General features: G+C 66.7%; 12 protein-coding genes. 8 read left to right on the forward strand and 4 right to left on the reverse strand.

Annotation, left to right across the window (positions count from 1 at the left end; translation table 11 throughout):
• The first annotated feature begins 46 nt into the window (after window positions 1–46).
• The 3 genes from QRO95_RS01155 to QRO95_RS01165 are packed head-to-tail and all read left to right on the forward strand — an operon-like array spanning window position 47 to window position 3,497.
• On the forward strand, window positions 47–1,573 hold the full coding sequence (locus QRO95_RS01155) for an alpha/beta hydrolase (RefSeq protein WP_107431518.1): 1,527 nt from the start codon (window positions 47–49) through the stop codon (window positions 1,571–1,573).
• Entirely contained in the window at window positions 1,570–2,316 is a 747-nt protein-coding gene (locus tag QRO95_RS01160) for an ATP-binding cassette domain-containing protein (protein ID WP_012512433.1), read from the forward strand. Before QRO95_RS01155 ends, QRO95_RS01160 begins: the two co-directional genes overlap by 4 nt.
• Entirely contained in the window at window positions 2,313–3,497 is a 1,185-nt protein-coding gene (locus QRO95_RS01165; RefSeq protein WP_285301516.1) for an ABC transporter permease, read from the forward strand. The genes QRO95_RS01160 and QRO95_RS01165 overlap by 4 nt, the downstream gene beginning before the upstream one ends.
• Before the next feature lie 34 nt (window positions 3,498–3,531).
• On the opposite strand, the gene QRO95_RS01170 is transcribed toward QRO95_RS01165, so the two are convergent.
• Complete coding sequence (locus tag QRO95_RS01170; protein ID WP_071228553.1) at window positions 3,532–4,230, reverse strand: transposase; 699 nt, start codon at window positions 4,228–4,230, stop codon at window positions 3,532–3,534.
• A 101-nt stretch (window positions 4,231–4,331) separates the two neighbouring features.
• The gene (locus QRO95_RS01175) at window positions 4,332–5,129 is read right to left on the reverse strand and encodes a helix-turn-helix domain-containing protein (protein WP_071228552.1); all 798 of its coding nucleotides are present in this window, start codon (window positions 5,127–5,129) and stop codon (window positions 4,332–4,334) included.
• A gap of 77 nt (window positions 5,130–5,206) precedes the next feature.
• Here QRO95_RS01175 and QRO95_RS01180 point away from each other — a divergent pair, with 77 nt between their 5' ends.
• Complete coding sequence (locus QRO95_RS01180) at window positions 5,207–5,461, forward strand: hypothetical protein (protein WP_049462828.1); 255 nt, start codon at window positions 5,207–5,209, stop codon at window positions 5,459–5,461.
• 83 nt (window positions 5,462–5,544) lie between these two features.
• Here the strand turns inward: QRO95_RS01180 and QRO95_RS01185 are convergent, their stop codons facing one another.
• Both QRO95_RS01185 and QRO95_RS01190 read right to left on the reverse strand, forming a co-directional pair.
• The gene (locus QRO95_RS01185; RefSeq protein ID WP_285301517.1) at window positions 5,545–6,546 is read right to left on the reverse strand and encodes an energy transducer TonB; all 1,002 of its coding nucleotides are present in this window, start codon (window positions 6,544–6,546) and stop codon (window positions 5,545–5,547) included.
• A gap of 201 nt (window positions 6,547–6,747) precedes the next feature.
• Complete coding sequence (locus QRO95_RS01190) at window positions 6,748–7,377, reverse strand: TIGR00645 family protein (protein WP_032129129.1); 630 nt, start codon at window positions 7,375–7,377, stop codon at window positions 6,748–6,750.
• Between the two features lie 110 nt (window positions 7,378–7,487).
• Between QRO95_RS01190 and QRO95_RS01195 the strand changes: the two genes are divergently transcribed.
• The 4 genes from QRO95_RS01195 (at window position 7,488) to QRO95_RS01210 (ending at window position 13,093) form a co-directional block, all read left to right on the forward strand.
• Window positions 7,488–8,177: a glutathione binding-like protein gene (locus QRO95_RS01195; protein WP_285301518.1), complete on the forward strand. Its 690-nt coding sequence runs from the start codon at window positions 7,488–7,490 to the stop codon at window positions 8,175–8,177.
• Window positions 8,178–8,321: 144 nt separating this feature from the next.
• Window positions 8,322–10,547, forward strand: coding sequence for a S9 family peptidase (locus QRO95_RS01200; protein WP_032129127.1), 2,226 nt, complete (start codon window positions 8,322–8,324; stop codon window positions 10,545–10,547).
• Window positions 10,548–10,572: 25 nt separating this feature from the next.
• Complete coding sequence (locus tag QRO95_RS01205; protein ID WP_032129126.1) at window positions 10,573–11,088, forward strand: cytochrome c oxidase assembly factor Coa1 family protein; 516 nt, start codon at window positions 10,573–10,575, stop codon at window positions 11,086–11,088.
• A gap of 205 nt (window positions 11,089–11,293) precedes the next feature.
• Window positions 11,294–13,093: a DUF885 domain-containing protein gene (locus QRO95_RS01210; RefSeq protein WP_285301519.1), complete on the forward strand. Its 1,800-nt coding sequence runs from the start codon at window positions 11,294–11,296 to the stop codon at window positions 13,091–13,093.
• Window positions 13,094–13,285: the final 192 nt, after the last annotated feature.

The following is a 13,285-nucleotide window of genomic DNA, read 5'->3' on the forward strand; positions in this document are numbered from 1 at the left end:
AGCCCGTCGTGGTTGCCAGGAACGTCCTCCAGGGGAAACGAGCACGATGCAAAGACACCACCTCGCGTTGGCCGCGGCGTTGGCCAGCCTGATGCTTGCCGGTTGCAGCCAGTCACCATCACCCGGCGCCGAAAGCGCCAGCGATGCACCCAGCCGCCGTTTCGGCACGATCGACTTCCAGCCATGCACGTTGTCCACCGAAGGCGCCAGCGCCAACGTGGAAGCGCAGTGCGCCACCCTGCAGGTGCCGGAAGACCGGGCCCAGCCCGATGGCCGACGCATTGGCCTGCGCATCGCCTGGCTGGAATCGGGCAGCAGCGGCTCCAGCCAGCCCGACCCGGTGTTCTTCCTGGCCGGTGGTCCCGGCCAGGCGGCCAGCGAAGTGGCGGTCATCGTCGATACCGCGCTGCGCCAGGTGCGCAAGCAGCGCGACATCTTCCTTGTCGACCAGCGGGGTACCGGTGGCTCCAACCCGCTCAGCTGCCTTGGCGCGGACGGCAAGGAACTGGCCATGGACGAGGATGCCGCACCCACTGAAGCGTCGCTGCGCGACTACGCGCAGCGCTGCGCGGCCTCGCTGCAGGGGCGTGCCGATGCCCGCTTCTACACGACCACCGAAGCCATCGCCGACCTGGATGCGGTACGCCAGGCCTTGGGCGTGGACCGCATCAACCTGGTCGGCGGCTCCTACGGTACCCGCGTGGCCCAGCGCTATGCCGGTGCCTATCCGCAGCACACCCGCAGCATCGTCATCGATGGCGTAGTGCCCAATGAACTGGTGGTGGGCGGCGACTTCGCCACGACGTTCGAGGATGCGATCGCCCTGCAGTCGGCGCAGTGCCGCAAGGATGCCGCCTGCAGCAAACGCTTCCCGACCGACACCCGCGCGCAGCTGCGCAGCGTGGTCGAGACCCTGCGCCGTGCGCCGGTCTCGGTGGAGTATCGCGACCCCGGCACCAACCAGACCCGGCAGGATGTGCTGAGTCCGGACAGCGTGATCGGCCTGGCGTTCGCCTTCTCCTATGTGCCGCAGTATTCCTCGCTGCTGCCGCTGGTGCTCGATGAAGCCGCGCACGGCCGCTATGCACCGCTGGCGTCGCTGGCACGCGGTGCGAACCGCAGCATGGATTTCCAGATCAACCGAGGCATGCAGTGGTCGGTGATCTGCAGCGAGGATGCGCCGCGCTACAAGGCGCCTGCCGAGGACCCGGAGCGACTGTTCGGCAACGACGTGGCCAGTGCCTTCTTCGCGGCCTGCCCGGTATGGCCGCACCAGCCGGCGCCAGCCGCCAACGCCGTGCCGCTGCGCAGTGACGTACCGGCGCTGCTGCTGTCCGGTGAACTCGACCCGGTGACACCCCCGCGCTATGCCGAGCAGGTCCTCAAGGGCCTGCCGAATGGCCGCGCGCTGGTCGCCCGCGGCCAGGGCCACGGCACGCTGAGTGCCGGCTGCATGCCGCGCCTGCTCGGCCAGTTCATCGACAAGACCGATGCCAAGGCGCTGGATGCCGGCTGCCTGGACACGCTGAGCTACGTGCCGGCGTTCACCTCGTTCAACGGATGGGAACCATGATCGTCGCCGACAACCTGCACAAGGCTTTCGACACCCGCACCGGCCGCATCCAGGCGGTCTCCAATGTCGGCTTCCGCGCCGAGGACGGCCGCATCACCGGCCTGCTGGGCCCCAATGGTGCCGGCAAGACCACCACCATGCGCATGCTGTACACGCTGATGACCCCGGACCAGGGCAGCATCAGCGTCGATGGTGTCGATGCCGCACGCAATCCGGTGGAAGTACGCCGCCACCTTGGCGTGTTGCCCGATGCGCGTGGCGTCTACAAGCGCCTGACCGCGCGCGAGAACATCGCCTACTTCGGCGAGCTGCATGGCCTGTCGGCCGAGCGCATCCGCGAACGCATCGAAGTGCTGTCGCATGCCCTGGACATGGGTGACATCCTCGACCGCCAGACCGATGGCTTCTCGCAGGGCCAGCGCACCAAGACCGCGATTGCCCGCGCGCTGGTGCACGACCCGCGCAACGTCATTCTTGATGAACCCACCAACGGCCTGGACGTGATGACCACGCGCGCGCTGCGGCGATTCCTGCTGGGCCTGCGCGAAGAGGGGCGCTGCGTGATCCTGTCCAGCCACATCATGCAGGAGGTCGCCGCGCTGTGCGATCACATCGTGATCATCGCCAAGGGCACGGTGATGGCGGCCGGCAGCGCCGATGAACTGCGTGCGCAAGCCGGCGAATCCAACCTGGAAGACGCGTTCGTGAAACTGATCGGCAGCGAAGAGGGCCTGCACGCATGAGCATGATGTCGACCCTGATGACGGTGATGCGCAAGGAACTGCGCGACCTTTCCCGTGATCGCCGCACACTGCTGCTGACCCTGCTGTTCGGGCCGCTGCTGTACCCGGTGCTGCTGCTGGGCATGGGCAAGCTGGCCGAGAGCCGGGTGCGCACCCAGATCGAACAGCCGCTGCAGATTCCAACCATCGGTGCGGACAACGCCCCCAACCTGGTGCGCTTCCTCGCCGCGCAGGGGCTCAATACCGCACTGGCGCCGAAGGACCTGGCCGAGGCCATCCGCAGCCAGGAGATCGACGTGGCGCTGCGCATCAGCGATGACTTCGGCAAGGACTGGGCCGATGGCAAGCCGGCGCTGGTGGAGGTGATCAAGGACAGTACCCGCCGTGCCGCTGAAGTGCCCAGTGCGCGTCTGGAGGCGGCGCTGGCGACCTACAACGGTCAGGTCGGCGCGCTGCGATTGATGGCGCGTGGCATCGACGCGCAGGTGGCGCGGCCGCTGGACGTGGCACGCCAGGACCTGGCCAGTGCCGAAGCCAAGCGCGGCATGATCCTGTCGATGCTGCTGCCGGTGCTGCTCACGCTGACCTCGTTCATCGGTGGCGCCTATCTGGTGATGGATGCCACCGCCGGCGAGCGCGAGCGGCAGTCACTGGAACCGCTGCTGGCCACGCCCGGCTCGCGCAGCGCGATCGTCAGCGGCAAGATCGCCGCCGCCTGCGTGGTCGGATTCGTATCGCTGCTGCTGACCCTGGTGGCGTTCAAGGTGAGCGCACAGATCGCGCCCGGCAATATCGGCCGCCAGTTCAACATGAACGTCGGTTCGATGCTGCAGATGCTGCTGGTGATGTTGCCGATGCTGATGATCGGCACCTCGCTGCTGACCTTCCTGTCGGCCGCGGCCAAGAGCATGAAGGAAGCGCAGAGCCACATGACCTGGCTGATGCTGCTGCCGATGATGCCCGGCTACGCGCTGGTGGCCTATCCGCTGAAGAGCGAGCTGTGGCAGTACGCCGTGCCGTTCCTGTCGCAGAACCAGATGCTGTTGAAGGTGATCCGCCACGAGACCATCACGCCGTCGGTCTGGGCCATCTATCTCGGTGCCAGCCTCGGCCTGGCCGCACTGCTGTGGTTTGCCGCCGTGCGCCGTTACCACAACGAGCGTCTGGCGATCTCGGGCTGACTGCAAAAAGGGGACGGAGGGGATTAAGTCGTTTTTAACCCTCCGCCCCCTTCTTCTGAGGGCGCCCCCGCTTGCGCAGCACCACGGGGCGGCCCAGTGTCTGTTCCACCATCCGCAGGTAAGCTGCATTTCCCAACGGATGCTGCCCGGCACTGTGCGCGCGTATTGCCGGCAGGTCGGCGGACGCGTTCACGTCCCGCAGGAACTGCGCATAGAGCGTCGTTCGCTGTCGCTTGGTCGAGGCCAGTGCCTGAAAGGCGGGGTGTTCTGTCAGCATCGGATCATCGCGGCGCTGCAGGTTTCCATGCACGCTCGACCATGGGTGATCTTCCGGGGCGCCTGTCATGCCTGCACGAACTGGATTGAGTTCGATGTAGCGATAAACGCTGAGCAGATAGGCGTCGCTGTCCACCATCGAAGAATGGAAGCGGCCCTGCCAGAGTGGTCCGCTGCGCTCATGCCGCTGATTGAACGCCTGGACATAGTTGTTGCCCTGCATCCGCATCGCGTTGGCCAAGCCGGCCTGAGTGGAGGGTGTGGCCAATAGATGGACGTGATTGCCCATCAATACGTAGGCATGCAGCGCGACCTGATGTTTCAGGAAGGCACTGTGCAAAAGGTGCAGAAACAGCTGGCGGTCGATATCGTCAACGAAGATCGCCCCCTTGTTCACACCGCGCTGGGTTACGTGATACGGCTGTTCGGCCAACATCAGGCGTGCTTGTCGAGGCATGGCAGTTCAGGGGGTTCAAGGAATCATCAGCCTGCCGCCTCCGTGACCGCGAAGGGCATCAGGCGATGCCGCGAGTTGATGTGGGGGAGGGCAGAAGCGACTTAATCCCCTCCGTCCCCTTTTCCATACCGCGCAGGCGTCACCCCCATCTCGCGCTTGAACACGGCGATGAAGGCACTGGGTGTGTCGTAGCCCATCGACAGCGCGACGCTGATCACCGGCTCGCCGGACAGCAGGCGTGGCAGTGCCAGCAGCACCCGCAGGCGTTGCCGCCACTGGCTTGGCGACAGGCCGGTCTCGGCCAGCCAATGGCGGGCGAGGCTGCGGCTGGACAGACCGCTGCTGGCGGCCCAGTCCTCGATGCTGCGGTTGTCGTGCGGTGCGCGCGCCAGTGCGGCGGCAAGTTTCTGCAGTCGCCGGTCACGCGGTTGTGGCAGGGCAAGCGGCAGAGGCTTGCTGGCGGCAATCTCATCGGCGATCACACCGGCCAGTCGTGCCTGTGTGGCATCCAGTGGAACATGCGGCCACTGCAGCGCCCGAATCACCGCGGCCTGCAGCAGCGGCCCCGGCTGGAAGATGCGAGGGGCTGCAGGCAGGTCGGTGCAGGCCTGCGCGCTGAAGTACAGGCTCCAGCCGTCGAACGCACTGGTACTGGCCAGTGCGTGGGGCAGCGAAGGTGGTATCCAGGCGACATGACCCGCCGGCAGCAGCCAGTGCAGGTCGCCCACCTCGATCCGCAGCAGGCCCTGATGTGCACCCAGCAGCTGCCCGCGGGCGTGCTGGTGGCGTGCCGTGCGGCGCGGACCCGGCAGGCGCAGCTGCGCCCCCAGCAACGCAGGCCCGTCGGCGGCATTGGCCAGTGCCGGGTCAATCAATGCGGTGGTTGTCTGATCTGCCATATCGATTGGCAGTTATACGGCAGAAACGTCGCGTCCGGGCCCCGACACTGGAGCCCACTTCAACGGAGGGCTTCCCCATGCAGCCACAGGACATTCTTCCCGACCATCAGAACGAGGTGCAGGTGAACGGCCTCACCGTGCGCAAGGGCAGCGTGGGTGCTTTCCTGGCCAGCGTCCGTGCCTGGCAGGATCCCACCAGCGATGATGCCACCCGCGCCACTGCCGAAGCCGACCTGCGTGCGTTGCTGCCCGGCCTGCATGCGCTGGGCCTGTTCCAGGTGCTGGCTGCGCGCGATCCGGCGTTGCAGCGCCTGATTGATGGCGCTGCCTGAAACGGACAAGGCCCGGACATGCCGGGCCTTGGCGTCATCAAGGGGCGGAAACGACTTAATCCCCTCCGTCCCCTTTTTTGCGGTCAGCCGCCCGGTGCGAACACCAGGGTGCGGCGGGTGGTGACCGGCGCGTTGACCGGCTCGAAGCGCCAGCGCTTGACCGCGTTCAGGGCTTCGCGGTCGAAGGTCCGTCCCGACGTCGCGCGCAGCACGCGGGCGCTGACCACTGAGCCGTCGGTACCGACGGTGATCTCCACCAGCACTTCGCCCGACGTTCCCGAACGCAGTGCCTCGGCCGGATAGCGCGGCGCCGGCGTGCTGACCGGGCGGAGGGTGGGAGCTGCCGCGGCGGCTGCCTGGCGTGCGGCGCTGGCCTGTTGGGCGGCGGCCTGCTGCTGTTTCTGTTCGGCATCGCGACGGGCCGCGGCCTGGCGCTCCGCCTCCTGGCGCTCGTTGTCGCGGCGTGCGGCATCCTGCTGCGCGGCAATCTGCTTGGCCGCATCGGCTTCCTTGGCGCGCTGCTCGGTCAGGCGCTGCTGTTCGGCCTGCTGCTTGGTCCGGTCTTCGGCGTCCTTCTTGGCCTTCTCGGCTTCGGTCTCGGTGCGCTTGGCCGCATTTTCCACGCCCTTGGCCAGGCCTTCCTTCAGGCGCGGCAGGGCGGGAGCGGAGGCGTCCACCTTCTCGATCAGTGCCACCAGGCGCTGCGCCTCGGTGTAGTCCTCGCGGCCCAGGTGCTGCTCGGCGGCGATCAGGGTGTAGGGCAGCAGGTCGGTCAGCGCGCTCTTCACCGACGCGTCGTCCGGTGTCTTGTCGCGCAGGGCGAGGTAGTACTCGATGGCGTTGTCGCCGGCCGGCGCGTACATGCGGTTCTCGCGCAGTGCCTGGCTGGCCGATTCACGCAGCTGTTCGGTGCCCATGGACTGCACCTTGGCGGCGACCACCGGTGCGGCTGGTGCAGCGGCGGCGGGTGCGGCGGCCGGGGCCGGTGCTGCAGATTCTTCCTTTCCCGAGCAGGCGGCCAGCGCCAGTGCCAAAGCAACCGGCAGCCACCGGCGCGCGGCGGTGATCGTTGAGACGTGCGACATCCTGCTCCCCTCTAGAAGACGACGTGACGTAAATCATTGATACGCATGGCCGGGACCTGTGGTCCGGGCGCGGAACGATGACGTTTCCCGACGCCACCGCCGGCAACGGCGAGGGTGCAATCTAGCATCCCGGCCACCGCCGCGTACAAGGGGCAGGGGCCAGGATGGGGCAGCGGCGAAGGACCGCTGCCGGTTGCCGCATCAGTGGTCGTGCGACTTGCTGTGGCTGTTGGACATCAGCTTGTCGGTCCAGGCAATACCGATCGCCGACAGGATGAACACGCAGTGGATGATGGTCTGCCACAGCACACCTTCCTGGGTCATGGTCGTGCAGGTATCGACACCAGCGTTGTAGAAGCTGGTCGAAGCCGACGACACTGCTGCTGCCCATTGTTCCGGCTTGCACAGCGGCAGTCCCTTCAGCGCGCTGGTGGCGATGAAGGTCTTCAGCAGGTGGATCGAGGAGATGCCGATGATCGCCATTGCCAGCTTCACCTTCAGCACGCTGGCGTTGACGTGGCTCAGCCATTCCGGCTGGTCCGGGTGGCCTTCCAGGCGCAGGCGCGAGACGAAGGTCTCGTAGCCACCGACGATCACCATCACCAGCAGGTTGGAGATCATCACCACGTCGATCAGGCCCAGCACGATCAGCATGATCTGCTGTTCGCCCATCGAGACCGAGTGGGACAGCAGGTGCCACAGTTCCTTGCCGAACAGGAACACGTAGACGCACTGGGCAAGGATCAGGCCCAGATACAGCGGCAGCTGCAGCCAGCGCGAGGCGAAGATCAGCGAGGACAACGGGGACAGGGGGCGAGGACTGTGGCTCATGCAGGACAGTGCGTTTCGGGGGAGCCGCGAGGTTACCGGCCCGTCGTGACGGTGCCAACCCAACTCTCGCACTAGACTTCAGGTTCCTTTCCGCACCCCGAGCCGCCGCCATGATCGACCTGTATTACTGGCCCACCCCGAACGGCCACAAAGTGACCCTGTTGCTGGAAGAAGCCGGCCTGGAGTACCGCATCCATCCGGTCAACATCGGCTCGGGCGACCAGTTCAAGCCGGAATTCCTTGCGATCTCGCCCAACAACAAGATGCCTGCGATTGTCGACCACGCCCCGGCCGATGGCGGCGCCCCGCAGAGCGTGTTCGAGTCCGGTGCGATCCTGCTGTACCTGGCCGAGAAGACCGGCCAGTTCCTGCCCAGCGACCCGCGCGGCCGCGTCACCACTCTGGAGTGGCTGTTCTGGCAGATGGCCGGCCTGGGCCCGATGAGCGGCCAGATGGGCCACTTCAACGTGTATGCGCCGGAAAAGATCCCCTACGCGATCGAGCGCTACGACAACGAAGTGCGCCGCCTGCACGGGGTGATGGACAAGCGCCTGGCCCAGCACGCCTTCCTGGCTGGCGACGCGTACACCATTGCCGACATGGCCAGCTACCCGTGGATCGGTGCCTACGACAAGCTGCCGGTGGATTTCGCCGCGTTCCCGAACCTCACGCGCTGGCACGAAGCGATTGCTGCACGCCCGGCCACCCAGCGCGCCTATGCCCTGCGCCAGCAGGTGAACCCCAACGCCGGCAAGCCGCTCAGCGACGAAGAGCGCAAGCACCTGTTCGGCCAGCGTTGACCCGGAACGGTGGGTGCCGACCGTTGGTCGGCACGCCTCATGGGCAGAAGGTCATGCTGCCTTCCCGCACCGGCTTGGTTAGGATGGAGGCTGACCGCCCCGCGTCCATCGCGGTGGCGGACCTGCCGTTTGCCGGGATCCTCCATGCGCCACCTGTTCGCTTCGCTCGCCCTCATGCTCGCCACCAGTACCGCCGCCCACGCTGAAAAGCTGACCCTGGAAGCCATCACCGGCCCGCTGCCGCTTTCCGGCCCGACCCTGATGAAGCCGAAGGTCGCCCCCGATGGTTCGCAGGTCAGCTTCCTGCGCGGCAAGGACAGCGACCGCAACCAGCTGGACCTGTGGACCTATGACATCGGCAGCGGCCAGACCCGCCTGCTGGTGGATTCGAAGGTGGTGCTGCCCGGCACCGAGACCCTCAGCGATGAGGAAAAGGCCCGCCGCGAGCGCCAGCGCATCGCCGCGATGACCGGTATCGTCGATTACCAGTGGTCGCCGGACGCGCAGCGCCTGCTGTTCCCGTTGGGCGGCGAGCTGTACCTGTACGACCTCAAGCAGCAGGGCCAGGCCGCAGTGCGCCAGCTGACCCACGGCGAGGGCTTCGCTACCGACGCCAAGCTGTCGCCCAAGGGCGGTTTCGTCAGCTTCATCCGTGGCCGCAACCTGTGGGTGATCGACCTGGCCAGCGGCAAGCAGCTGCAGCTCACCCGCGACGGCAGCACCACCATCGGCAACGGCGTGGCCGAGTTCGTCGCCGACGAGGAAATGGACCGCCACACCGGCTACTGGTGGGCGCCGGATGATTCGGCCATCGCCTTCGCGCGCATCGATGAAGCACCGGTGCCGGTGCAGAAGCGCTACGAGGTCTACGCCGACCGCACCGACGTGATCGAGCAGCGTTACCCGGCCGCCGGCGACGCCAACGTGCGCGTGCAGCTGGGCGTGATCGCACCGGCCGCCGATGCGCAGCCGCGCTGGGTCGACCTCGGCAAGGAACAGGACATCTATCTGGCTCGTGTCGATTGGCGCGATGCGCAGCACCTGAGCTTCCAGCGCCAGTCGCGTGACCAGAAGCAGCTGGACCTGGTGGAAGTGGCACTCGATTCCAACCGCCAGCGCGTGCTCGCGCACGAAACCAGCCCGACCTGGGTGCCGCTGCACAACAGCCTGCGTTTCCTCGACGACGGCAGCGTGCTGTGGTCGTCCGAGCGCACCGGTTTCCAGCATCTGTACCGCATCGACAGCAAGGGCAAGGCCACCGCGTTGACCCACGGCAACTGGCCGGTGGACGAACTGCTGGCGGTCGATGAGAAGGCTGGCAAGGCCTACTTCCGCGCCGGCATCGAGACCTCGCGCGAAAGCCAGATCTACGCGGTGTCGCTGCAGGGCGGTGAGCCGCAGCGCCTGTCCAAGGCACCGGGCATGCACAGCGCCAGCTTCGCCCGCAATGCCAGCGTCTATGTCGACAGCTGGTCCAACAGCACCACGCCGCCGCAGATCGAACTGTTCCGCGCCAATGGCGAGAAGATCGCCACCCTGCTCGAGAACGATCTGGCGGACCCGAAGCATCCGTATGCGCGTTACCGCGATGCACAGCGCCCGATCGAGTTCGGCACGCTGACCGCGGCCGACGGCAAGACCCCGCTCAACTACAGCCTGATCAAGCCGGCCGGCTTCGATCCGTCCAAGCGCTACCCGGTGGCGGTGTACGTGTATGGCGGCCCGGCCAGCCAGACCGTCACCGACAGCTGGCCCGGCCGCGGTGATCACCTGTTCAACCAGTACCTGGCCCAGCAGGGCTATGTGGTGTTCTCGCTGGACAACCGCGGTACCCCGCGCCGTGGCCGTGACTTCGGTGGCGCGCTGTATGGCAAGCAGGGCACGGTGGAAGTGACCGACCAGCTGCGCGGCGTGACCTGGCTGAAGCAGCAATCGTGGGTGGACCCGGCGCGCATCGGCGTGCAGGGCTGGTCCAACGGTGGCTACATGACCCTGATGCTGCTGGCCAAGGCCTCGAACCAGTACGCCTGTGGCGTGGCCGGTGCGCCGGTGACCGATTGGGGCCTGTACGACAGCCACTACACCGAACGCTACATGGACCTGCCGGCGCGCAACGAAGCGGGGTACCGCGAAGCGCGCGTGCTGACCCATATCGACGGCCTGCGTTCGCCGCTGCTGCTGATCCACGGCATGGCCGACGACAACGTCTTGTTCACCAATTCGACCAGCCTGATGAGCGCGTTGCAGAAGCGTGCACAGCCGTTCGAGCTGATGACCTACCCGGGTGCCAAGCATGGCCTGTCCGGCGCCGATGCCCTGCATCGCTACCGCGTGGCCGAAGCCTTCCTGGGACGCTGCCTGAAACCCTGATCCACAGCCGGGAAGGAGCCCGCCGATGACCCTGCCACCACCGATTCCCGCCCATCGACAGACGTCCGCCGGTTGGTGGTGCCGTCATTGGCGCTGGGCGATGCCGTTGACGGTGGTGCTGGTGCTGGGCGGCGCCGGTGGCGTGGTGACCTGGAGCGTGCTGCGCTGGAGCGAGGCGGCACGCGAGAGCCCGCCGATGCGCGAAGCGTTGCGCCGCGCGGGCTGCAGCATCGAACTGGTGGAAGCCTTTGGCGAGCCGCTGCATATCGAATCGATGCCGCTGGGCAGCATGCAGACCGCGATGAACGGCCAGCGCGACGTCGGCCTGACCGTTGCGCTGGAAGGACCGCATGCGCACGGCCGGCTGTTCGTGCAGGGCAGCCGTCGCGATGAAGTCTGGGATTACCCGGTGATGTATGTACTGGCCGAAGACAAGCAGACCTTCGACCTGACTGCACTGGATGACGACGAGGCTGCGGGGGAGTGCGAGCTGCAGGCCTGCCGTGAGCGTGGCGAATGCCCGCTGACCGCCGCGCTGTGACCGCAGGTCGCGCGGCCGGGTAAGGGCGGCCATGTAGAGTCGACTGTTAGTCGACTGCTCTCCACAAGACGCCTGAAAACCCCGCGCTGCGCGCGATAGTCGACTGACAGTCGACTCTACCCATCAGCCGCGCCGTGACCTCCAGCCGATTGTCGCCATCGCCGTGAGCGCGTAAGTTGCGGGCAACCCTTTGCTGGAGTGTCCCATGAAGCCGATTGCGCTCGCTGTTGCCCTGGCCCTGACTGCCGCCCCGTTGCTGTCCGCACCGCCGGCCCTGGCCGCGCCGGCTGCCAAGGCCGCGACTCCCGCCAGCCCTGCCTGGGTCGCCCGCAGCAATGCACTGGCGCAGATCCTGCTTGATGCACAGGGTCCGTTCCAGCCGGAGGAAACCGGCTTCTTCGGCGTTCCAGGCTACGACGACAAGGTGGCCGACCTCGGCCCGGACAACGGCAAGCGCTACCGCGCCGCGATGGCCAAGGCCCGCGACGAACTGAAGGCGAAGCTGGCCACCGAGAAGGATCCCAATGTCCGCCAGGACCTGGAGATCATGATCCACGCCGCCAGCCAGAACATCGAAGGCAGCGAGCTCAACGAGAAGTACCTGTTGCCGTGGAGCGATGCGCCGCAGACGGTGTTCAGCGGCCTCAACCTGCTGCTGTCCGACCAGGTGCCGGCCGAGCGCCGGGCCAAGGCGCTCGACCGCCTCAAGGCCTACGCCGGCCTGCAGCCGGGCGGCACCGCGTTCACAACGCTGGCGCGCCAGCGCTATGAAGAGCGCTTGAAGGACAGCAGCCTGCTGCAGCCGACAAAGATCGAAGTGCAGCAGTCGCTGGACAACGTCGAGACCTACATCACCGGTATCGAGTCGCTGCTGAAGAAGTACCAGATCGCCGGTGCCGATGAAGCAATGAAGGCGCTGGCCGGGCAGATGAAGGACTACGCCGCCTGGACGCGCACGACCGTGCTGCCGAAGGCACGTGCCGACGCACGCCTGCCGGCGCCGCTGTACGCCTACCAGCTCAAGCAGGTCGGCATCGACATCGACCCGAAGCTGTTGATGCAGCGCGCGCAGCTGGAGTTCATGGAAACCCGCTCGGCGATGCAGCAGCTGGCGCCGCTGGTGGCGAAGGACAAGGGCCTGAAGGTGGCCGACCCGAGCGATCCGGTGGCGGTGATCCGCGCGCTGAAGGCCGACAAGATTGCCGACGATCAACTGGAAGGCCACTACCGCAAGGTGATCGACGCGATTGATCCGCTGATCCGCGAGCACGCCATCGTCGACGTGCCCAAGCGTGCCATGCAGATGCGACTGGGTTCGGCCGCCGAGAGCGCCGCAAGCCCGGCGCCGCACTTCCTGCCGGCGCCGCTGGTCAACAACACCGGGCAGCAGGGCACCTTCGTGCTGCCGCTGGGCAACCCGGCGGCGGGCCCGGGCGCGCAGTACGACGACTTCAATTTCGGTGCGGCGGCGTGGACGCTGAGCGCGCATGAAGGCCGCCCCGGCCACGAGCTGCAGTTCACCGCGATGGTCGAGCGTGGTGTCTCGCTGGCACGCACGATGTTCGCGTTCAATTCGGTGAACGTGGAAGGCTGGGCGCTGTATGCGGAAGCCGAGATGGTGCCGTACGAGCCGCTGGACGGGCAGATGATCGCCCTGCAGTTCCGCCTGCTGCGCGCCGCACGCGCGATGCTCGACCCGATGCTCAACCTCGGCCTGACCGACCGCGCCAACGGCGAGCGAGTGCTGATGGAGCAGGTCGGCCTGTCCAAGGCGATGGCCACCCAGGAACTGGATCGCTACATGGTGCGTATGCCGGGCCAGGCCGGCAGCTATTTCTACGGCTACACCCGCATCCTCGAACTGCGCATGCAGACCGAGCTGGCACTGGGCGCGAAGTTCGACCGCCTGGCGTTCAACAACTTCCTGCTCGACCAGGGCCTGCTGCCGCCGGACCAGCTGGCCGATGCGGTGAACAAGGTGTTCGTGCCGAAGTACAAGCGCTGAGCATCACCGGTAGTGCCGGCCACTGGCCGGCGCCGCGGGTTTCGTGCCAACCAAGGTTGGCACCTACCAGAGCGATGCGTCGGTTGTTGCAGGGGTAGTGCCGGCCGCTGGCCGGCAATCGCCGTTGGTAGATGCCGACCTTGGTCGGCGCTGTGGGTTTCGTGCCAACCAAGGTTGGCACCTACCAGAGCG

This window comes from Stenotrophomonas maltophilia group sp. Smal13 (assembly GCF_030236855.1).
GTDB lineage: Bacteria > Pseudomonadota > Gammaproteobacteria > Xanthomonadales > Xanthomonadaceae > Stenotrophomonas > Stenotrophomonas maltophilia_A.